The 18,492-nt window shown below is 63.1% G+C and carries 23 protein-coding genes; 8 read left to right on the forward strand and 15 right to left on the reverse strand.

Features of this window, described 5'->3' with window-relative positions:
• The first annotated feature begins 37 nt into the window (after nucleotides 1-37).
• From flhA to ACQY5B_RS23550, 4 genes are read left to right on the forward strand one after another with little or no spacing between them, the layout of a single operon-like run.
• Nucleotides 38-2,113: a flagellar biosynthesis protein FlhA gene (gene flhA / locus ACQY5B_RS23535; RefSeq protein ID WP_420327076.1), complete on the forward strand. Its 2,076-nt coding sequence runs from the start codon at nucleotides 38-40 to the stop codon at nucleotides 2,111-2,113.
• Nucleotides 2,110-2,877 carry a flagellar biosynthetic protein FliR gene (locus tag ACQY5B_RS23540; protein WP_305970059.1) on the forward strand — a complete coding sequence of 256 codons (768 nt, stop codon included), beginning with the start codon at nucleotides 2,110-2,112 and terminating at the stop codon, nucleotides 2,875-2,877. Before flhA ends, ACQY5B_RS23540 begins: the two co-directional genes overlap by 4 nt.
• Nucleotides 2,878-2,884: 7 nt before the next feature.
• Nucleotides 2,885-3,973: an EscU/YscU/HrcU family type III secretion system export apparatus switch protein gene (locus tag ACQY5B_RS23545; protein ID WP_420327074.1), complete on the forward strand. Its 1,089-nt coding sequence runs from the start codon at nucleotides 2,885-2,887 to the stop codon at nucleotides 3,971-3,973.
• Entirely contained in the window at nucleotides 3,970-4,401 is a 432-nt protein-coding gene (locus ACQY5B_RS23550) for a hypothetical protein (RefSeq protein WP_305970061.1), read from the forward strand. Before ACQY5B_RS23545 ends, ACQY5B_RS23550 begins: the two co-directional genes overlap by 4 nt.
• A gap of 68 nt (nucleotides 4,402-4,469) precedes the next feature.
• Here ACQY5B_RS23550 and ACQY5B_RS23555 read toward each other — a convergent pair whose 3' ends face one another.
• Genes ACQY5B_RS23555 through ACQY5B_RS23595 form a run of 9 tightly spaced genes read right to left on the reverse strand, consistent with a single transcriptional unit; the run spans nucleotide 4,470 to nucleotide 9,035 of the window.
• Nucleotides 4,470-4,982 (reverse strand): flagellar basal body-associated FliL family protein, encoded by a 513-nt coding sequence (locus ACQY5B_RS23555; RefSeq protein ID WP_420327073.1) that lies wholly within the window; start codon nucleotides 4,980-4,982, stop codon nucleotides 4,470-4,472.
• Between the two features lie 9 nt (nucleotides 4,983-4,991).
• A complete protein-coding gene (flgH, locus tag ACQY5B_RS23560; RefSeq protein WP_420327072.1) occupies nucleotides 4,992-5,720 on the reverse strand; it encodes a flagellar basal body L-ring protein FlgH in 729 nt (242 codons plus the stop codon).
• Nucleotides 5,721-5,728: 8 nt separating this feature from the next.
• Nucleotides 5,729-6,142: a flagellar basal body P-ring formation chaperone FlgA gene (flgA, locus tag ACQY5B_RS23565; RefSeq protein ID WP_420327070.1), complete on the reverse strand. Its 414-nt coding sequence runs from the start codon at nucleotides 6,140-6,142 to the stop codon at nucleotides 5,729-5,731.
• Complete coding sequence (flgG, locus tag ACQY5B_RS23570) at nucleotides 6,142-6,927, reverse strand: flagellar basal-body rod protein FlgG (protein ID WP_420327069.1); 786 nt, start codon at nucleotides 6,925-6,927, stop codon at nucleotides 6,142-6,144. The genes flgA and flgG overlap by 1 nt, the downstream gene beginning before the upstream one ends.
• Before the next feature lie 10 nt (nucleotides 6,928-6,937).
• Nucleotides 6,938-7,651 carry a flagellar hook-basal body complex protein gene (locus ACQY5B_RS23575; RefSeq protein ID WP_420327068.1) on the reverse strand — a complete coding sequence of 238 codons (714 nt, stop codon included), beginning with the start codon at nucleotides 7,649-7,651 and terminating at the stop codon, nucleotides 6,938-6,940.
• A gap of 1 nt (nucleotide 7,652) precedes the next feature.
• Complete coding sequence (locus tag ACQY5B_RS23580; RefSeq protein WP_420327067.1) at nucleotides 7,653-7,922, reverse strand: flagellar biosynthetic protein FliQ; 270 nt, start codon at nucleotides 7,920-7,922, stop codon at nucleotides 7,653-7,655.
• Nucleotides 7,923-7,926: 4 nt separating this feature from the next.
• The gene (fliE, locus tag ACQY5B_RS23585; RefSeq protein WP_420327066.1) at nucleotides 7,927-8,223 is read right to left on the reverse strand and encodes a flagellar hook-basal body complex protein FliE; all 297 of its coding nucleotides are present in this window, start codon (nucleotides 8,221-8,223) and stop codon (nucleotides 7,927-7,929) included.
• A gap of 32 nt (nucleotides 8,224-8,255) precedes the next feature.
• Nucleotides 8,256-8,645 carry a flagellar basal body rod protein FlgC gene (gene flgC, locus ACQY5B_RS23590; RefSeq protein WP_420327065.1) on the reverse strand — a complete coding sequence of 130 codons (390 nt, stop codon included), beginning with the start codon at nucleotides 8,643-8,645 and terminating at the stop codon, nucleotides 8,256-8,258.
• Nucleotides 8,646-8,657: 12 nt separating this feature from the next.
• Nucleotides 8,658-9,035 carry a FlgB family protein gene (locus tag ACQY5B_RS23595; protein ID WP_305970069.1) on the reverse strand — a complete coding sequence of 126 codons (378 nt, stop codon included), beginning with the start codon at nucleotides 9,033-9,035 and terminating at the stop codon, nucleotides 8,658-8,660.
• Between the two features lie 84 nt (nucleotides 9,036-9,119).
• Between ACQY5B_RS23595 and ACQY5B_RS23600 the strand changes: the two genes are divergently transcribed.
• A complete protein-coding gene (locus ACQY5B_RS23600) occupies nucleotides 9,120-10,502 on the forward strand; it encodes a FliI/YscN family ATPase (RefSeq protein WP_420327063.1) in 1,383 nt (460 codons plus the stop codon).
• Nucleotides 10,503-10,533: 31 nt separating this feature from the next.
• On the opposite strand, the gene ACQY5B_RS23605 is transcribed toward ACQY5B_RS23600, so the two are convergent.
• The 6 genes from ACQY5B_RS23605 to ACQY5B_RS23630 all read right to left on the reverse strand — a co-directional run bounded on the left by ACQY5B_RS23605 (nucleotide 10,534) and on the right by ACQY5B_RS23630 (nucleotide 14,737).
• Nucleotides 10,534-11,745 carry a DUF1217 domain-containing protein gene (locus tag ACQY5B_RS23605; protein ID WP_420327062.1) on the reverse strand — a complete coding sequence of 404 codons (1,212 nt, stop codon included), beginning with the start codon at nucleotides 11,743-11,745 and terminating at the stop codon, nucleotides 10,534-10,536.
• Nucleotides 11,742-12,146: a flagellar biosynthesis repressor FlbT gene (flbT, locus tag ACQY5B_RS23610; protein ID WP_043142932.1), complete on the reverse strand. Its 405-nt coding sequence runs from the start codon at nucleotides 12,144-12,146 to the stop codon at nucleotides 11,742-11,744. The genes ACQY5B_RS23605 and flbT overlap by 4 nt, the downstream gene beginning before the upstream one ends.
• Nucleotides 12,143-12,520, reverse strand: a complete 378-nt coding sequence (flaF, locus tag ACQY5B_RS23615; RefSeq protein WP_305970072.1) for a flagellar biosynthesis regulator FlaF — start codon at nucleotides 12,518-12,520, stop codon at nucleotides 12,143-12,145. The genes flbT and flaF overlap by 4 nt, the downstream gene beginning before the upstream one ends.
• Before the next feature lie 77 nt (nucleotides 12,521-12,597).
• The gene (locus tag ACQY5B_RS23620; RefSeq protein WP_420327061.1) at nucleotides 12,598-13,926 is read right to left on the reverse strand and encodes a flagellin N-terminal helical domain-containing protein; all 1,329 of its coding nucleotides are present in this window, start codon (nucleotides 13,924-13,926) and stop codon (nucleotides 12,598-12,600) included.
• Nucleotides 13,927-14,127: 201 nt separating this feature from the next.
• A complete protein-coding gene (locus ACQY5B_RS23625; protein WP_305969655.1) occupies nucleotides 14,128-14,475 on the reverse strand; it encodes a flagellar protein FlgN in 348 nt (115 codons plus the stop codon).
• On the reverse strand, nucleotides 14,468-14,737 hold the full coding sequence (locus ACQY5B_RS23630; protein ID WP_305969656.1) for a rod-binding protein: 270 nt from the start codon (nucleotides 14,735-14,737) through the stop codon (nucleotides 14,468-14,470). Before ACQY5B_RS23630 ends, ACQY5B_RS23625 begins: the two co-directional genes overlap by 8 nt.
• A gap of 111 nt (nucleotides 14,738-14,848) precedes the next feature.
• On the opposite strand from ACQY5B_RS23630, the gene ACQY5B_RS23635 reads away from it, so the two are divergent.
• The 3 genes from ACQY5B_RS23635 (at nucleotide 14,849) to ACQY5B_RS23645 (ending at nucleotide 18,395) form a co-directional block, all read left to right on the forward strand.
• Nucleotides 14,849-17,113, forward strand: a complete 2,265-nt coding sequence (locus ACQY5B_RS23635; protein ID WP_420327060.1) for a flagellar hook-length control protein FliK — start codon at nucleotides 14,849-14,851, stop codon at nucleotides 17,111-17,113.
• An 8-nt stretch (nucleotides 17,114-17,121) separates the two neighbouring features.
• On the forward strand, nucleotides 17,122-17,796 hold the full coding sequence (locus ACQY5B_RS23640) for a flagellar hook capping FlgD N-terminal domain-containing protein (protein WP_420327059.1): 675 nt from the start codon (nucleotides 17,122-17,124) through the stop codon (nucleotides 17,794-17,796).
• Between the two features lie 407 nt (nucleotides 17,797-18,203).
• Nucleotides 18,204-18,395 carry a hypothetical protein gene (locus ACQY5B_RS23645; RefSeq protein ID WP_305969659.1) on the forward strand — a complete coding sequence of 64 codons (192 nt, stop codon included), beginning with the start codon at nucleotides 18,204-18,206 and terminating at the stop codon, nucleotides 18,393-18,395.
• Nucleotides 18,396-18,492: the final 97 nt, after the last annotated feature.

The following is an 18,492-nucleotide window of genomic DNA, read 5'->3' on the forward strand; positions in this document are numbered from 1 at the left end:
GCATATGCGCCTTTTCGGAAAAGCGGGGTCACTGATCATGTCGGTCTCGACCCTTTTCAAACCCACCATCCTGATGGCGGTCGCGCTCATGGCGGTCATCGTCATGATGATCCTGCCAATGCCGTCTTGGGTACTGGACGTGGGCCTGGCGGCTTCCTTCGGCCTGGCGATCCTGATCTTCACCGTCACGCTGTTCATCGAGCGCCCACTGGATTTCTCGGCCTTTCCGACGATTCTGCTGACCTCCCTGATGCTGCGGCTCTCTCTCAATGTCAGTTCGACCAAGCTGATCATTGGTCAGGGTCACACCGGAACCCACGCGGCGGGGGAGGTGATCGAAGGATTCGCCAGCTTCGTCATGGGCGGCAGTGTCTTTCTCGGGCTTGTCGTCTTCGGCGTCCTGATGATCGTCAACTTCGCGGTCATCACCAAGGGGTCGGCCCGGATGGCAGAGGTTTCGGCAAGGTTTGCACTGGATGGAATGCCGGGCAAGCAGCTGGCCATCGACGCCGACATGTCCGCAGGTGCGATCGACCATGCAGAGGCCAAGCGCCGCCGCGAAGTCGAACAGCAGGAAACCACCTTTTTCGGGTCGCTCGACGGTGCATCGAAATTCGTCAAGGGCGATGCGGTGGCCGGCCTTCTGATCACGCTTCTGAACCTCGTCATGGGGATCATCATGGGGGTGGTCGTGCATGACATGCAGCTGTCGAACGCTCTGGAAACCTATGCCATCCTGACGGTCGGCGACGGGCTGGTTTCGCAGATCCCCGCCGTGATCATCTCGATTGCAGCGGGCCTGCTGCTGGCCCGCGGCGGGGCGACCGGGGCGACCGATGTGGCGCTGGCGGCCCAGCTGGGTCGCCACCCGTCGGCCCTATTGGCGGTGGCGGTTCTCATGGTCTTGTTCGCGCTGGTCCCCGGCCTGCCGTTCGTGCCGTTCATCCTTGGCGCCGCCGTCCTGGGGGCGACCGCATGGTGGCTCGCCAAGCGCCCGCCAGAACCAGAGAATGTCGACGACGAGGCAGAGGAAGAGGCGGCCCTTCCGGTCCAGCACATGGGGGATGTCCTGGACCTGGACGATATTCACGTCGAATTCGCTCCGGACCTGGTGAACATGGTGCTCGACCCGGGCACCGGCCTCGACGTCCGCATTGCCAACATGCGCCGGCACATCGCCTCGCATTTCGGATTGATCCTGCCCGAGATCCGGCTGACCGACGCGGCGTCCCTGCCCACGGGCACCTATGTCGTCCGCATCCACGGCGTCGAGATGACTCGCGGCGAACTGAACCCGGATTTCGTGCTGGCGCTTGTGCCCGAGAACAGCGGCGCGTTGCCGAACGGCAAGGATGTGACCGAACCTGTCTACGGCGCGCCGGCGCGCTGGATCCGTCCCGAGGACCAGGAAAAAGCGGCCATCACCGGGGCCACGATCGTTGCCCCGACAGAAGTGCTTGCAACGCATCTTCTGGAGGTCATCAGGCGCAACTTTGGCCGCCTTTTGACGCTCAAGGCCTTGCGCCGCCTGTTGGACGAGATGGTCTCTCTCAGCAATCAGAGTCGAGCCGAAGCCAACAAGAAACTGCTGGACGAGCTGATTCCAGACAAGGTGCAGATCGACACGTTGCTACAGGTTCTGCGGCTCTTGCTGGATGAACAGGTGTCGATCCGCAACCTGCCGCTGATCCTGGAAACCATCGCCGAGATGCGGGGCCAGCAGACCCAACCCGAGGTCATCTGCGAACACGTTCGCCAGCGTCTGGGGTTTCAGCTGGTGGCCGGGATGCGGCGCGACGACGGCACCATCCCGTTGGTGCAACTGGCGCCGGAATGGGAAGAGACGTTCAACTCTTACCAGGTGGAAAACAGCCAGGGCGCGCTGGATGTCGCCCTGCCGCCGGAGAAATTCGAGGCGCTGACCAGCGGCCTGGCCGACACCATCGGCGAGGCCGGTCAGCGCGGCGTGTCGCCCGCCATCGTGACCTCGGCCCGCCGTCGTCGTTTCTTGCGTACCGTCATGGTGGCCAAGGGTCTGAGCAACCCGGTCATGTCCTACGAAGAGATCGGCCTGGAAGCGCGGCCGGCGCTGGTCGGCGTGGTGGCTGCATGATTGCGGTCCAGCCCTTGCTGGACCTCCTGGGTGGCACGCTCTGGACCGCGCTCGTGGTTTTCCTGCGGGTCGGCGCGGCGCTGGCCACGCTTCCCGGACTGGGCGAGCAGGTGATTTCGGTTCGGGTTCGGTTGATCCTGGCGCTAATGCTGACGGCCGTCGTCGTGCCTGCCGTCGGCGCCGGGCTGGACCTTCCGCCACCCGGACTGGGCAGTTTCCTGCGTGCCCTCGTCACCGAAACCCTGTCGGGCCTCTTTCTCGGCATCATGCTGCGCCTGTTCATTCTGGCGATCCAGACCGCGGGCGCCATCGCCGCGCAATCGACCTCTCTGTCGCAGCTCATGGGCCAGTCCGGCCTCGATCCGCTGCCGGCCATCGGCCATATCCTGACCACCGCGGCCCTGGCGCTGATGATGGCGACCGGGTTTCACGTGAAGGCTGCGGCCTTCCTTGTACTGTCTTACGACCTGCTGCCGGTGATGCAGTTCCCCAACCCTGCCGATGTGGCCGAGGCCGGCCGCCACCGCGTCGGGCAAAGTTTCGCGCTGGCCTTCAGCCTGGCCGCGCCTTTTGTCCTTATGTCGGTGATTTACAACCTGACGCTGGGCGTCATCAACAAGGCCATGCCACAGCTCATGGTGGCCTTTGTCGGCGCCCCGGTGATCACCTTCGGCGCCATCGCGCTGTTGCTTGTTTCGGCGCCGCTTCTGCTCGTGGTCTGGTTGCAGGCCTTCGAGGCCTTCCTGGCCGCGCCTTTCCGGTAGGTGAGCGATGGCAGAGCAGGACGAATCCTCTGAAAAGAGCCACGAACCATCGCAGCGCAAGCTCGACGAGGCGCGCAAGAAAGGCGAAATCGCGCGCGCCCCTGACCTGCTCACCGCGATGGCCTACCTGGGGATGCTGGTCTGCATGACGGCCGCGGGCGGGTACAGCCTGGCCAGTTTTGCCGAGGCGCTCTTGCCGCTGATCGAACAGCCCGACCGGCTGGAGACGCTTTTCTTTCGCGATGGTGCGCCTTCGATCGCTGGTTCACTGATCTCGGAGAGTCTCGGTCCGGCGCTGCCATTCCTTTTCGCGCCGGGGGTCCTGGTATTGCTGGCGCTCTTTGCGACGCGCGGCATCGTTTTCACAGGGTCGAAACTGGCGCCCAAGATCTCACGCATCAACCCGATCGAGAATGCCAAGAACAAGTTCGGGCGCCGGGGGCTGTTTGAGTTCTTCAAGAGTTTCGTCAAGCTGACCGTTTATTCCGTGCTGCTTGCAGTGTTCCTTGGCGGCCAGTTGGACCTGATCGTCGGCACGGCGATGGCCACGCCAGGTGAGGCGGTGCTGCGCATGACCGACCTGATGAAACACTTTTTGCTGATCGTCGTGCTGATCGCCGCCGTGATCGGCGGGATCGACCTGTTCTGGCAGCGCGCGGAACATATCCGCAAGAACCGCATGACCCAGAAGGAACTGCGCGACGAGATGAAGGAATCCGAGGGTGATCCGCATCTCAAGCAGCACCGCCGGATGCGGGCGCAGGAGATGGCGCTGAGCCAGATGATGGGCGATGTGCCGACGGCGGATGTCGTGATCGTCAACCCGACCCACTATGCCGTCGCTCTCAGCTGGAGCCGTCTGCCCGGGTCCGCGCCGGTCTGCGTTGCCAAGGGCACTGACGAGGTGGCGGCGCGCATTCGTGAAACCGCGAAAGAGGCAGATGTCCCGATCCATTCGGATCCACCCACCGCCCGCGCGCTGTTTGCCACAACGAAGATCGGCGAGGAAATCGCGCCGGATCACTATCGGCCGGTCGCGGCGGCCATCCGGTTCGCAGACAGCATGCGACGCAAAGCAAAGGAGAAAGGCTGGTGACGAGCCAATTCGACGACCTGATCGCAGCGACGGATCTGATGCTGGAACGCGAACTTGAGGCGCATCGCCGGAACATGGCGGCAAGCGCGCGGGCGGCCGGGGAACTTGCGCAGATCGACGCCATGCGCCGCGCCGCCCAGGCCGACCAGGGGGCAGTGGGGGCGCGCCAGTTGCTGGGGGCGGATACGCTCTGGCAGGGTTGGTTGGTGGGCAAGCGGGCCGAGGCCCTGCGCCAGAGCGCGATTGCCCGTGCCCGCGAGGGAGAGAGCCTTGCCCGTGCCCGCACGGCATTTTCCCGAGCGCAGGCGGCAGAGGCGCTGGCCAGCGACGAAAGGGAGGCCCGAAAGAGGCGCAGGCTCAAGGCCGAGGCCGAGGCTATCGATGCCTTGGGCGTGTTGCGCGAGGCCAAGGCGCGCGGTCTGGGTTGACCGGTGACGCGACAAGACCCGCCCGGTTTTCGGGCGGGTCCTTTCCAATCAGGCAACTGCGGCTGGTGTCAGGCAGCGTCCTGGCGGGCAATCTCGGTGATCAGCACGTCCTTTACATCCGCCCCCAGCACCGAACGCGCGGCGTCCAGCAGGGCAGACCGTAGGATATCCATGCGTTGCCCGGCGGTGAAGGTGCCTTCGAACCCGCCGATATTGGCATGATCGAACATCACCTGCAGAAAGACGTCGCGCAGTTTGGGCTCTCTTTCGTAGACCGCCTGCGATCCGCCGCTGGTCACCTCGAGGCTCAGCGATGCGACAACCAGTGCCTCGACGCGCTCGGCGCTCATCACCGGTATGACGAACTGATTGTTCATCTTGACGTATTCGTTGCCGCTGCCGGCGTGGTCATCGTCCTTGTGGCTCTCGGCCGCGGGCGGTTCGGCAAGGGTCTTTTTGCCATCGGGATCCGCGGCGATGGCCTTGGGATCCTCGTCCGTGGGCGACAGGAACAGCCCGGCACCCACGCCGGCGCCGGTTCCCACCAGCGCCAGGATCAGGGGAAGAAGTTTCTTGAGCATGAACCGGCCTCAGAAGGGCAGGATCGCGTCCAGCACCTGCTGGCCGACCCTGGGTTGTTGCACATCGGTGATCTGCCCGCGGCCGCCATAGGAAATCCGGGCCGAGGCGATCTTGTCATAGGTGATCTCGTTCTGGCGCGAGATGTCCTCGGGGCGGACGTAGCCCGTCACCAGCAACTCGCGCAGTTCAAAGTTCACCCGAACCTCCTGGCTGCCCTCGATGGCCAGCACGCCGTTCGGCAGGACGTCGATCACGGTGGCCGCCACACGCAGGGTCAGGCTCTCGCTGCGGCGCACTGAACCGTCGCCTCTGGCATCGCTGGAGGACTTGATCGAGACGGCATCGTCCAGGCTGGCTCCGTCGGTGATGCCCTGGTTGATCCGTTGCGGCACTCCGAAGAGGTGCGGAATTCCAAGGCTTTCCGAGCCCGAGCGCGAGCGCGACGTCTTGTTCTGGATCTCGGCCTTTTCGTCGATCTCGATCACCACGGTCATGATATCGCCGCGCTTCATCGCGCGCCGGTCGCCCAGCAACGAGGTCTGGCCCCCGCGCCAGAGCGAGGCACGGTCGGCGCCACGGCGGGTCGCGTCATCCTGCGGAAGGCCGGACGCGATCATCGCCACCCGTTCCGGGCTGCTCGTGTCCGGAGTGAAATCGGGCGTCTTGCCGATGTGGTTCACCCGCGCGCAGGCGCCAAGGGTCAAGGCCAGCCCGATCAGGCCGATGTATCGCAGCATATCTGTCCTCATTTGTTCACCAAGATGGCGCCCTCGGGCGAAATGGTGCCGAAGAGCACGGTCCGCGAGTCCACGTTCATGACGCGAATCCGTTCTCCGGCCGCGCCACGCCCGAGGGCGCGACCCTCGGCCTTTATCCGCAGTCCGCCCTGAACGTAGACCAGTTCGACCGCCTGGTTCCGGTCAACGAGGGCTGGTTGTCCGACCGCACCGCGCATGACGGCGCGACCGGGATAGATGGCGGTCCGGGCCTCCTGCCCGACAACCGCGTCGAGCGTCGCATAGGCCCCCTGGACCTCCGCCGGGTCCAGCCGCACCGCGTCGGCGGTGATGATCTGCTGCGGGCGGATGGTCTGTGTGGCGACCACCGTGTCGGCAGCCGCCGCCCCGGGGACAAGCGCAAGGAAGACCAGCCAGCGCATCAGCGCACCTGCGCCGTGGCGCCCATCATCTGGTCGGCGGCAGAGATCACCTTGGAATTGAGCTCGTAGCCGCGCTGCGCCTCGATCAGGTCGGTAATCTCCTTGACCGCGTCGACGGAACTGTCCTCCAGGTAGCCTTGCCTCACCGTGCCAAGGCCGTCCTGGCCCGGTGTCGACTGGATCGCCGGCCCCGAGGCCTCGGTCTCGACAAAGAGGTTGGAGCCGATCGCCTCCAGCCCCTTGGGGTTGGAAAATCCGGCCATCGTGAACTGGCCCAGAAGCTGCCCCTCTGGCTGGTCCGGGAAATAGGCATAGACCTCGCCGTCGGCATTGATCGAGATGCTGCGCGCATCGGCGGGAATCACGATCTCGGGCGAGACCGGATAGCCTTCGGAGGTGACGATCAGCCCCTCGCCGCTGCGTTTCAGCCCGCCGTCGCGCGTATAACCCAGCTGGCCGGAGGGCAGAACCACCTCGAGGTAACCGTTGCCCTCGATGGCCAGGTCCAGGTCGCCGCCGGTGGCCGACAGCGCCCCTTGCTGAAGCTGCATCGAGACGGCGGCGGGCCGAACACCCAACCCCAGTTGGACGCCGGTGGGCAGCACGGTACCGTCCGAGGCGCTGACAGAACCCGCGCGGGCAAGCTGTTGATAGTGAAGGTCCGCGAACTCGGCCCGGCGGGCGTTGTATCCCGTGGTGCTCATGTTCGAGAGGTTGTTCGAGATGACCTCGACCCGCATCTGCTGGGCGGTCATGCCTGTGGCGGCGATCTTGAGGGCGCGCATGCGACGGCTCCTATTTTATGACGTTTTTCAGGACGCTGCGGATGCGTTCATCCTCGCGTTCCATAAAGCTCTGGCCCAGTTCATAGGCGCGCTGGACCTCGACCATGCGGGCCACCTGCAGGATCGGATCGACGTTCGAGGCCTCGACGAACCCCTGCATGACGCGCGGCGCCTCGACCGGTTCGAGACCCGCATCGCTGCGGAACATCTGGCCGCCCTCGCGGATCATCGACTTGGGGTCTAGAGGTTGCACGACGCCGACCTGCCCGATCGGGCGGCCCTCGGTGCTGATTGTGCCGTCTCGGGCGATCGACAGGTCGATGGCCTGCGGTGGGACAAAGATCGGCGCCCCGCCCGCGTCCAGAACCGGGTAGCCGTCCGGCGTCGCCAGAGTGCCTTCGGCGCTGGGCGAAAAGGTCCCGGCGCGGGTAAGCCGGGGGCCCTCGGGCGATTCCACGAGGAAGAATCCATCTCCCTCGATGGCCATGTCGTACATGCCGCCTGTCTGTTCCAGCGTGCCCTGTTTGAGCGAGGTGGTGCCGATCCGGCCGGCGCCCATTGCGACGGCAGCCGCGCCATCGCCTTCGGCCACGTATTCGGAAAAGATCACGCCTTCCTGACGGTATCCGGTGGTGTTGGCGTTTGCGATGTTGTTTGCGATGACTTGCATTTCGCGCATCAGGCTTGTCTGGCGCGAAAGAGCGGCGTAGCCGGCAGTTTCCATGTCAGCCTCCGGTGATGAGGGGAATGATCTGCCCCTGGAAGAATTCCACGAGCGTCCGGGTCATGAAGCTCATCGACATCCAGAAGACGGCGACGATGGCCAGGAGTTTCGGCACGAAGGTCAGGGTCATTTCCTGGATCGAGGTGAGCGCCTGGAAAAGGCCCACGCCGACCCCGGCGACCAGGGCCGCCGTCAGGATCGGGACCGAGGTGATCGTGGCGATCCAAAGGCCCATGCGCAGGGTGTCGAAGAAGATGCCCTCTGTCAGCATGGCGTCAGACCGGCATCCGCAGGATTTCCTGGTAGGCCTCGACCACCTTGTTGCGCACGGCGACGACCGTCTCGACCGCCAGTTCCGACTGCGCCAGCGCCTCGACCAGGGCATGCGGGTCCGCATCGCTGGTCATGGCGGCCTTGGCGGTATCCTCCGCGGCCTTGAGCTGCTGGGTGAATTCCTCCGTGACTCGGGCAAATTCCTTTTCCAGAGGCGCTTTCGCGGTCTCCGGTTCGGGTTGCATGGCGGGACGGGAGGCCGCGTACTTCTGTGCGGCATAAAGCGAACGGACGTCCATTCTGGATTCCTTTCAGTTTTCAAATCAGGGGATTAGCGACGCAGAAGATCCATCAGGCTGGTCGACATCTGGCGTGTCTGGTCGAACATCTTGAGGTTGGCCTCGTAGGAGCGCTGCGCCTCGCGCGCGTCGGCGATCTCGATGATCAGGTCGACATTGGAGCCAAGGTAATTGCCTGTCGCATCGGCCAGTGGGTGCGAGGGATCGTGGATCACCTCCAGCTCGCTGCGGTCCAGCCGCACGTCGCCGGGTTTCACGCCGGTGACATCCGACCGGGTCGGCTCTGCCTCGAATGGCACGGTCTTGCGCCGGTAGCCGGGCGTGTCGACGTTGGCAATGTTCTCGGACAGGATCCGCAGGCGCGTGGCCTGCGCCTGCAGGCCGGTGGTGGTGACCTTCAGGGCATTGGAAAAATCGCTCATCTCTCTCTCCGGTTATCCGCGGCCCAGGCTGGCGCGGAGGATGCTGAGGTTGCTGCGGTAAATGGCCAGGGCGCGGTCGTGCTGCCGTTTCGCACCGGCGGCGTTGACCATTTCCTCTTCCAGCGAAACGGAATTTCCGTTCGGGTCCAGTACGTTGCGCCGTTCCCGGATATCGACATCGCGGCCGATACTGCCATTGAGGTGGTTTTCCCGCGTGGCACGCTGGCCCATCATCGCATCGCGTAGCGTGTCCTGGAACTCGGGCAGCGCGCGGGCCCGGTAACCGGGTGTATCCGCGTTCGCGATATTCTGGGCGCTGTAGGCCTGTTGCGTGCCGGCGTGCCGCGCCATTGCCATCGCCGTTCTGAAGACGTCCAAATTCTGGAACATCGGGGCTTCTCCCTCGATTGCTTCAATCAAGGCTTAACGCTGATTCCTTTAGATATGGTTTGCGAGGAATGAACGGAGCGTACGATGGACGAAGACATCAGCGGCCTCAGGGCCAGGATCGCGCAGATGCAGCCGGTGCGCGCGGTCGGCCGCGTGCAATCGGTGGATGGGACGATCATCTGGGTGCGCGGGCTGGCAGAGGATGCCTGTATCGGTGATCGGTTGCGGCTGATGCATCCGGGAAACGTACTGGGAGGTGAGGTCCTGCGCATACGCGATGATCTCGTTGCGATGCTGCCGGACGAGCCGGCCGAAGGCGTGTCGCGTGGTGACCGAGTTGCCGTGCTGGGCCCGCCGACGCTGGCGCCCTGTGACAGTTGGATCGGCCGGGTGATCGACGCCTATGGCCGGCCGCTGGATGGCGCACCCATTGGCCCGGGCGCTCAGCGACGCCCGTTCCGCGCCAGCCCGCCACCTGCGGCGGCACGGCGGCGCCTGGGTGAGCGGTTGCGCACCGGCCTCTCGGTTTTCGATACGTTGCTCCCTATCGTGACGGGCCAGCGTGTCGGCCTGTTTGCCGGTTCCGGTGTGGGCAAATCCAGCCTGTTGGCGCAGCTTGCCCAGGGGATGGAGGCGGATGTCGTCGTTCTTGCGCTTGTCGGCGAACGCGGGCGCGAGGTCCTGGATTTCGTGACCTCGGTGTTGGGTCCGGAGGGCATGGCGCGCAGTGTCGTGGTTGCTGCAACTTCCGATCGCTCGCCATTGGAGCGTCGGCGCTGTCCGCTGGCGGCCATGACCATCGCCGAGCATTTCCGCGACCAAGGCAAACATGTGCTTTACCTCGCCGATTCGATCACCCGTTTTGCGGAGGCGCACCGCGAAGTTGCGATTGCCTCCGGTGAACTCCCGGCGTTGCGCGGTCATCCGCCTTCGGTGGCTCATCAGATCATGCGTCTGGCGGAACGGGCCGGACCCGGGATGCAGGGAACGGGCGACATCACGGCGGTGTTCAGCGTGCTTGTCGCCGGGTCCGATATGGACGAACCGGTCGCGGATATCCTGCGCGGGGTGTTGGACGGACACGTGGTGCTGGACCGGCAAATCGCCGAACGTGGCCGGTTCCCGGCGATCGACCTCCTTAGGTCTGTCTCACGCAGCTTGCCCGAGGCGGCAAGCGACCACGAAAATGCGTTGATCCAGCGGGTCCGTGGCCTGCTGGGCGCCTACGCGAAGTCCGAAACCATGGTGCGCGCGGGCTTGTATCGGGAAGGTGAGGATCCGTTGCTGGACCAGGCGATGAAGGTATGGCCGGACCTGGACGGGTATCTGGCCGAGAAATCTCCGGATGGGCCGGGGGGCGCCTTTCAAAAGCTGGAACTGATCCTGCGTCGTGCTCAGGCCGGCGTGCCGCAGGGTCGCCCGGCTCCGGGGCGTGGCGGCCAGATGCCGGTGGCGCGCAAGATGTGAGGGATTGGCACGGTGTTCATTGCCGCACCTTTTACCCATAAAGGGATTGGCGCGGAATGGACGAAAGAAGCGTCAGCGCAATCTGGTTCGACCCGGCGTTTGCCGTCTGGTTGATCTGGTTCTGCAACAGGTAGGTGTTGATGACCCGGTTCAGCACGTCCGGTTCGGCCATTTCCGAGAAGGACTGGACGCCATAGCGGCTGTTGACCTTGTCCTTCAGCATCTCGACTTGCTTGTCGACGTCGATCTGGCTGAACCCCGAGGGCAGGCCCAGCGCCGCCTGGAAGACATTGCGCAGCGAAGTTGTCCCAAGGACCGAGAACCACTTGGTATTGTCCGACGAATCCCGCCCGGCCAGTTCGGGAATGGCACGTTCGAAATTCAGCGCAGTGCGCAGGCTTTCATCCACGTCGCCAACCGCGACCTCGAATTCATGGAGATAGAAATCGGAAACGATTTCATCCGCGAAGCCCTCTCTCTGGATTGCGGAGACCGGATCGCGGTCGAATTCAAAGGCTTTGGCCAGTTCGACATACCGGCTGTCGCCCAAGACATTGGCCAGGTCGCGGGGATCGTCGGTGCCTTGTTCCAGGACCCTCTGTATCAGCTTGGGACTGCCGGCCTTTTCGCCGAGGTCAAAGGCGACCAGGGCATAGGTGAGAAGGCGTGGATTCTTGATCATCCCCTCGGCCGAGTTGACAGCGCCGATGTTGTCCCGAAAGAACTGCGTTTCCGTCTCTATGTTCAGAGAGACTTGCGCGCGCACGGATTCGCCATAAGGCGTGTCCGTATCGCCCGTTTCGGCCAACCCGGCCTCCATGTTGGCCAGCACGGCTTCGCGGTATCGATCCGCGATCGGGTCCGCAAAACCGGCTTCCCGGGTCTTGGGTTCCAGGATCTTTTCGAAACTGAAGGCATTGGCCAAGGCAACGAACCGCCCATCTGACAGGCGATTGGCGAGAGCATCGTCGTCTTCCGTTCCGTCTTCCAGGACTTTCTGGATCAGGAACTTGCTGTCGATCTTGTCTTCAAGCCCGAAGGCCGACAGCGCGACACGCATGACCCTGCGGTCGGATACGAATTCCTCCGCGCTGGTGATTTCGCCGATGCGGGACGCGAAATATTCGGCATCGCGGGCAAGCGTCGGTGATTTGTCGAAATTCGCGCGTTGTGTGTCCTGCGTCGCCTTCAGGAATTGCCAGGCGGTCAGACCGGAGCCGACGACAATCGGTTGAAAGCTCATTGTGACCTCGTTGCCAGCAACCTGTCCTCGCGCGGGATCAAGGCTCTCAGAGCCTTGAGGCATTGGTAGAACTGCTCTCCCAGCAAGGCTTCGGTTGCCTGTCCCAGCAAGCGCCTGCTGTCCGGATCGGTGAGGATCTGGCTCAGCTCCTCGATCCGGGGAAGGAGTTTCAGACGCGCCTCTTCGGCATCGGCATCCCCGGTCAGGATCAGTTGTGCATGATAGCAAAGCCGGCGTACGGGCGTCTTCGCCTCTTCCGGGTGGATGGCATCGCGCAGGCGAAGGACGTTCGCGTTCGGGGTGACGATTGACAGGCGGCTGCGGCGATCGCCGTTCTCGATTACCGCACCGTTGATCAACACGCGCTCTCGCGGGCCGAGTTTCAGGACAAGTCCACTCATTTTCGTGTGCTCCTGCCGCTCAATCCTTTCAGGATCGCGGCGTTGATTTCCAGAAGCGGTCTGACGCGCGCTTTCTTCGTCAGCACCTGCGAGGTGTGTTGCTGCACAAATTCCGCAAGGTAGAAGATCCGCGCCCGCAACTCGGCGGGAAGGCCATTGTCGCTGTCGGCGACATCGACGGCCAAAGCGGTCCAGAGACGCTGGTTGTCGGAAAGTGCTTCGACCAGCCTTGGATAGGCCCGAGGACCGGCCTCGGCGGCGGCCTTGATGCGGTGCGTGACCTTTGCGATCAGCTCGTATTCGGTGCCGCGGGGGGTCTGGGTCGAGCGGGCGTTTTGGGCATAGGCCCGTTGCGCGAGAGTATGGGCGTTCACTTCAGAACCTTCTGGTTATGAGGATCAAGGGGTATGACCCGAAGGGCCGGTTGCCCGGCCCCCCGGAGTGGCTTGGTTTAGCGGAACAGCGACAGCAGCGACTGCGGGGCCTGGTTGGCGATGGACAGCGCCTGGACACCCAGCTGCTGCTGCACCTGCAGCGCCTGCAGACGGGCCGAGGCCTCTTCCATGTCGGCATCGACCAGCGTGCCGATGCCGGATTTTAGCGCATCGGTCAGGCTGCCCACGAAATCCGCCTGGGTTTCGATACGGCCCTGCGCCGAACCGAATGCCGAGGCCGAGTCGATGGCCGTCTGGATCAGGCCCTCGATCGATTCCAGCGCGGCGTCAGCGCCGGCCTGGGTGGTCACGTCGATGTCCGACAGGTCTTCCAGGCGGCCACCAATGGTGGCATCCCCGACATCATAGCTGCGGACCTGGACCGAGAAGTTGTCACCCGCGTTGTTGGCGCCGGTAAAGTCGATCTGGTTCGCGTTGGTGCCGTTCACCGCCGCACCGATACCGAGACCGTCGGTGATGTCCGAGTTGTCGGCCACGTACTTGTTGAAGGCGTCGGCAAGAGCGGCGGCCACGTCGGCCTGTGTATCACCGTCGCGGGCGACATAGGTGATTTCCTGTGCGCCGGCGGTGGCGGTGGTGTTGAAGGTCGCCAGACCTGCCGCGCCGCCCGTGATCTCGATCGAGAAACCGGTGCCGGCGGCCACGGTCGCCGTGCCCGCACCGGCGGTCTGGCCGACGACGGCAGCCGTGGTTGGCTGTGTCGCGTTGCCGGTCAGGGCGACGGCGGCGGTGTTGGCCGCACCCGACAGTTCGTCAGAGGCCGCGGCGGTGGCGGATGCCGATGCCACGTCGATCGACGATGCCCCGGTGCCGAGGTCCTGCTTGGCCACGGTGATGTCCGAGGCGGTCACGCCGGTACCCGACCGATCCAGCGAGGCCAGCACGTTGATGCTGCCCGAACCGGCGGCGGTGTCGGTGTTCGACAGCAGGTTCAGACCGTTGAACTGTGCAGCACCGACGACTGCACTGATCTGGTTGCGCAGGGCGTCGATGTCGGTCTGGATCTTGGCCCGGTCGACGTTCTCTTCCTGGGCGGCAACGATCTTGCCCTTGATTTCGGTCAGCAGTTCGGTGGTTGTTTCCGCCGCCTGGCGGGCGACGGCGACGGTGGACTGGCCGAGGTTGAGGCTGTCGGAGATGCCCTTGAAGCCCTTGACGTCCGCTTCCATCACCTTGGAGATGGCCCAGACGGCGGAGTTGTCCTTGGCGTTTGCGACGCTCTTGCCGGTTGAAATCTGGGACTGTGTGTCCGCCAGGCTGGAGTTGATGGACTTGAGGGTCTGCAGCGCGACCATCGCGCCATTGTTCGTCAGGATGCTAGACATAGGTTGTCCTTGCTTTCAAAAGGCGCTTTTGCGCCGGTTTGCATTTGCCGCGAACGGCATCTCTGACGCCTTCTGACGTATGCAGTCCGACCCCTTTGTCGGCCTGCGCCACCCGTCTTGGTGCGCGACCAACCTGGCCTTTCGAGTCCTAACGTCGCCCTAATCCCTCCATTGCCGTTTCAGCGGATTTGTCACAAATGCTCAGGCACGTCGTTCCAGGCGTTTCGAGGCGGGGGCATCTATGGTCTGGAGGCGCCCCTTGGCATCATAGGTATCGGTTGCCTTGCGCACGCGGTTGAGGTCGCCAATTCGGGCGGCCACGTTGCGCAATCCTGCCAGGGCCTGGTCAAAGAGTTCCTGATTGCGGCGCAGCCCGTCCTTGATTGGCGCAACCTCTTCGGCCCGAAGCGGTGCATTCTCCAGATCTTCGGCAAGGTTCTGTTTCTCCGCCATCAATTCGGCCAGGCGATCGAAGTCACCTTCAAGCAAGGCCTCCCGTTCGCTCTCGAGCAGGGATTTCAGGCGGTTTGTCAGTGTCTGCTCAGTCATCGACTCTCTCCTTCAGGGCGTTGAACAACGATTCGGCCAACCCGATTCCGCCGCCTTCGGTCATCTGTCTGGCCTGTTCCAGGCGCATGAACGAGGCGAACTGGTTTTCACCTGCGCCCCCGCCGAAGGCCTGCGGCGCCTCTCCGAGTTTTGCCGATTTCAGCATCTCTGCCAGAAAGTTGGTTTCCAGTTCCTTGGCGGCTTCGCGCAGGGCCCGGTCCTGTGGCGTTGGGGTGCTTGCGGCTGTAATGGGAATTTCCATCTGGTTTGTCTCCAATTCGACTCGCTCTTCGCGATTTGGCCAGATCGCGGTAAAGAAGTGGTAAGGAGCTGCGCCCTAGGGTGCCCCCGTGGAAGAATTCCCGGAGCACTCATGCTGAGCCAGTTGACCAGCCTATTGGGCCTTGTCCCGACGAAATCCGCGCCCGAGGGCAGCAAGGATGCGCCGCCCGACGCCGATTTCGCCAAGTTCTTCGCCGAAGCGGAGGATGATTCCCAGACTTTTCATCCGGATCCCGGGCCCCTCACGGATGTAGATGAGATTGATCAGGCAGACCCCGTGGATCATCCGAAGGAAGTCGATCCGGACTCGGAAACGGGTTGGCGTGATGATGTTGATCTTTCGCAGGACGACTTGGACGAAACGCGCGATGTGAATTCGCCGGGCCGGTGGCTGGACACGGATCCGGACTTGAAGGGAACCGCCACGTCAGGTGAGTTTCAACCCGATGCTCCCGCGAAACAGACGGACGGCTGGCTGCAACGTGCAGAAGAACTGCTACCTAAAAGAGGGCCTATCGATGGTCAGCCCAGCATTGACCCTTATGCAGAACAGGAGCCTGGGTTCGGGTCTTCCACGGTGTTGGACGGGCCAAATGCCAGAGGCTGGATAGAGGGTACGTCCTCCGATAGATCGCATGCGCCGGGAGCGGTCACCGGTGCCCTTGATCATTCTCGCATTGATGATCCGACGCGCGACCTGAAAAGGGCTGAAGCGCAAGGTCCAGAGGCGCCGCATCTCGTTCAAGCTTCTGAAACTGATGTAAAAAAACTTGAGGCCGCGGCCCGAGTTCTCGGCCTTGCTGTGCCTGCATCACCGGCTTTCTCGCAAAGAGACATGCGCGCTGATCCGGCGGACCGGGCTCGCACCGATCATGGACCAACCAACCCCAAAACAATCCAGGAGATGGCGAAACCTTCTTCGGATCCGGGATCGTCAGACATCCCGGTCTTTCGTTTCGGCCTGTCTCAACCGGCTCGAGAGGAAACCTGGCCGCGCTCTGTCGAGCCACCGGTTTCCATGTCGAACAAGGACGTGATGTCTGCCGGGCAATTCGCCCGTGGCACGTCCGCTACCATCGGTTTGACTGCTGACCGTCCCGAAGACCTCGGTGAAGGGGCGCTTCGAGCGCGAGAACACCCGGTCCTGCCATCGACGCCCAGAAAGTCCGAAGATCGTCCTCAAGGATTCGCGCCCGAACAGTTGGCAGCAGGCCTGCGTCGTTCTGCGCCGAGTGGCGAGACCGTGACCGTGCAACCGAAAACGGTCGAGACTGGCGCTGACCCGCACGCGACACTGCAACGATTCAACGACCTTTTGGTGGCAGCCAAATCCGCCACCGATACCGCTGGCAAGCCGGGGCAAGCTGATACAGTTCCGAGAAGCCCTTTGGAAAGCGCCGATGTTTTCCGCCAATGGATGAAGCCGGAGGGAGGGGCAGTTTCCGCACAAATCGTTCCCGCTGCCTCGGATGGACGGGGTCCCGCATTGACGTTCCACGACGTGCGGCCGGGTTTGAACGGAAACGCGCGCCCCTTGGCAGAGCGATCTGGCCAGGGCCTTGTTGAGCCCAACGAGTTGTCTGTCGCGACGAGGGACATGACCTTGGCCGGGACGCGGCCGGAGTCTGTCAATCAGCCCTTGGTAACAAGTGCTGCGGATGAATTGAAACAGGACCAATCGCGCAATGATCCGCATGCCCTGCCGCGCCCTGACCGGCTTGTCATGGAAAACATGACGCAGTTGCGGTCTGACGTTCGGGCAGGGGCCGCAGGCTCGGTCGACACGGTCAAGGTTGCGACCCCGGCTTTGGCGGGCTTTCCCGTGCCGGGAACATCGGCGCGCGTGACGTCTCCCTTCCTTGATGACCTCGTTGAGGATCTCTTGCCACAGGACAGCCAGCCCGTGAGCGGGGTGCCGGGGGTTCAATCGTCGCCTGTCCATACCGCGGCGATGCCGCAAACCATTCACCGTACGGATGCCGCGGCAATCCTCCGACAGGTGTCGGATGGAATGGCGCGCCTGGGGGAAGGCTCGGTAGAGATCCGCCTTTCACCTGAGGAACTTGGACAGGTACGCATGCAAATGATGCCATCCGATGGTGGCATGACGGTGCATATCACCGCCGACCGCCCCGAAACGCTTGATCTCATGCGGCGCCATATCGACCAGCTTGCAGGCGATTTGGCCGATGCCGGCTACGAAAGCGCCTCGTTCAGTTTCGGCGAAGGCGGGGAGGGCGGTCAGGAGTCGTCCGCCCGCCACGACAGGCCCGACAAGGCGCCGAATGACCACACGCCAGCCACAAAGCCGCGCAATGCCGCCGCCGCTTCGGACGGACTTGACCTCAGATTCTAGGACAGACCATGACAGAAATCACTTCGCCGCCGCCGCTTTACAGCAGTGCTCAATCCTCCTCTGCCACGGGGTTGGATGACAAGGGGGTGCTCAGTTCGGACTTTGACACTTTTCTCAAGATGTTGACCGTCCAGGTCCAGAACCAGGACCCGCTCAACCCCGTGGACTCGACGGATTATGCGACCCAGCTTGCCACGTTTTCATCGGTCGAACAGCAGGTTCTGACCAATGACCTGTTGCGGGAGGTCAGCGCCTCGCTCACCGGGAGTGCCCTGCAAGAACTCAGCAGCTGGATCGGAATGGAGGCGCTGGTTCGCGCGCCCGTCCTGTTCACCGGAACGCCGATCGCCGTTCGACCGGAGTTCGCAGAGGACGCGGACGCGGCGAGTCTGGTGGTCAGGGATGCCAACGGCGATGCCATCCAGCGGTTCGACCTCGATCTGTCGCAGGATGAGGTCTACTGGACCGGGACCGACGACACCGGGGCCGCCCTGCCTGCCGGGATCTACAAGTTCGAGGTAGAAAGCTACAAGGGCGAGGCCAAGCTCGATACCATCGCGGCCCAGGCCTATAGCCGGGTGGCAGAGGTGAGGCAGGACGGTGAAACTCTTGTTCTGCGCATGGCGGACGGTACGGAACTCGACCCAGGTCAGATCGATGGATTGCGCGCCCCGATGAATTGATCGACCCGGTCACGATGATTGTTCGGCGCAGAAGGCGAAACCTGCTGCTTTGCGATGGGCCAAGGTCGTGATTGGCCATCTGAACGTGAATTGGGTGGTCTTTTCGGCTACATCTGGCGAATCGTCGCCGATCAGGATAGCCGGTGGTCTCGTGAACGGCACGCCAAATCTAAGCACCTGAAAAAAAATAGAAAATTGTGGCGTTGTCACAAAGATGCGATTAGGCTCAGTCCAGCCTCAACCGTGCCATTTCAGGCTGTTGTTGCTGATTTGACGCGCATTTGCGCAGACGCAGCACCGATTTCAGGTTCTTCGGATATTTGTCATTTGAACGCGAAATAGTTTGTGTGTACGTTCGCTCATGTCGGGCGCGCCGCGTCCAAGCCTGTACAGATTTGGAGAGACACATGAAAAAGCTTTCGATCCTTGCTGCCGCGGCAGCGATCGCAGCTGCAGCAGCCGCCCCGGTGGCCGCTCAGGGCAACACTCAGGACCCGTTCGTTTCGACGATGGACGATGATGATATTCTCACGCCGCTGTTCATCATCGGCGGCATTGCCGGGATCATCGCCATCGCTTCGGCTTCGGGCACTGACTGATCCCGTCAGACAGAGTTTCATGGAAAACGGCGGCCTTCTGGCCGCCGTTTTTCGTTTCCGCGTTTTTCTGATCGATGCTGTGTCAGCCCTTGATCAA

Origin of the sequence: Antarctobacter sp. (genome assembly GCF_965277915.1) — a bacterium.
Lineage (GTDB): Bacteria > Pseudomonadota > Alphaproteobacteria > Rhodobacterales > Rhodobacteraceae > Antarctobacter.

Coding starts and splice junctions, on each gene's coding strand:
- flhA (WP_420327076.1), top strand. CDS start 38: ATGTCGGTCTCGACCCTTTTCAAACCCACCATCCTGATGGCGGTCGCG.
- ACQY5B_RS23540 (WP_305970059.1), top strand. CDS start 2,110: ATGATTGCGGTCCAGCCCTTGCTGGACCTCCTGGGTGGCACGCTCTGG.
- ACQY5B_RS23545 (WP_420327074.1), top strand. CDS start 2,885: ATGGCAGAGCAGGACGAATCCTCTGAAAAGAGCCACGAACCATCGCAG.
- ACQY5B_RS23555 (WP_420327073.1), bottom strand. CDS start 4,982: ATGCTCAAGAAACTTCTTCCCCTGATCCTGGCGCTGGTGGGAACCGGC.
- flgH (WP_420327072.1), bottom strand. CDS start 5,720: ATGCTGCGATACATCGGCCTGATCGGGCTGGCCTTGACCCTTGGCGCC.
- flgA (WP_420327070.1), bottom strand. CDS start 6,142: ATGCGCTGGCTGGTCTTCCTTGCGCTTGTCCCCGGGGCGGCGGCTGCC.
- flgG (WP_420327069.1), bottom strand. CDS start 6,927: ATGCGCGCCCTCAAGATCGCCGCCACAGGCATGACCGCCCAGCAGATG.
- ACQY5B_RS23575 (WP_420327068.1), bottom strand. CDS start 7,651: ATGGAAACTGCCGGCTACGCCGCTCTTTCGCGCCAGACAAGCCTGATG.
- ACQY5B_RS23580 (WP_420327067.1), bottom strand. CDS start 7,922: ATGCTGACAGAGGGCATCTTCTTCGACACCCTGCGCATGGGCCTTTGG.
- fliE (WP_420327066.1), bottom strand. CDS start 8,223: ATGGACGTCCGTTCGCTTTATGCCGCACAGAAGTACGCGGCCTCCCGT.
- flgC (WP_420327065.1), bottom strand. CDS start 8,645: ATGAGCGATTTTTCCAATGCCCTGAAGGTCACCACCACCGGCCTGCAG.
- ACQY5B_RS23595 (WP_305970069.1), bottom strand. CDS start 9,035: ATGTTCCAGAATTTGGACGTCTTCAGAACGGCGATGGCAATGGCGCGG.
- ACQY5B_RS23600 (WP_420327063.1), top strand. CDS start 9,120: ATGGACGAAGACATCAGCGGCCTCAGGGCCAGGATCGCGCAGATGCAG.
- ACQY5B_RS23605 (WP_420327062.1), bottom strand. CDS start 11,745: ATGAGCTTTCAACCGATTGTCGTCGGCTCCGGTCTGACCGCCTGGCAA.
- flbT (WP_043142932.1), bottom strand. CDS start 12,146: ATGAGTGGACTTGTCCTGAAACTCGGCCCGCGAGAGCGCGTGTTGATC.
- ACQY5B_RS23620 (WP_420327061.1), bottom strand. CDS start 13,926: ATGTCTAGCATCCTGACGAACAATGGCGCGATGGTCGCGCTGCAGACC.
- ACQY5B_RS23625 (WP_305969655.1), bottom strand. CDS start 14,475: ATGACTGAGCAGACACTGACAAACCGCCTGAAATCCCTGCTCGAGAGC.
- ACQY5B_RS23630 (WP_305969656.1), bottom strand. CDS start 14,737: ATGGAAATTCCCATTACAGCCGCAAGCACCCCAACGCCACAGGACCGG.
- ACQY5B_RS23635 (WP_420327060.1), top strand. CDS start 14,849: ATGCTGAGCCAGTTGACCAGCCTATTGGGCCTTGTCCCGACGAAATCC.
- ACQY5B_RS23640 (WP_420327059.1), top strand. CDS start 17,122: ATGACAGAAATCACTTCGCCGCCGCCGCTTTACAGCAGTGCTCAATCC.
- ACQY5B_RS23645 (WP_305969659.1), top strand. CDS start 18,204: ATGAAAAAGCTTTCGATCCTTGCTGCCGCGGCAGCGATCGCAGCTGCA.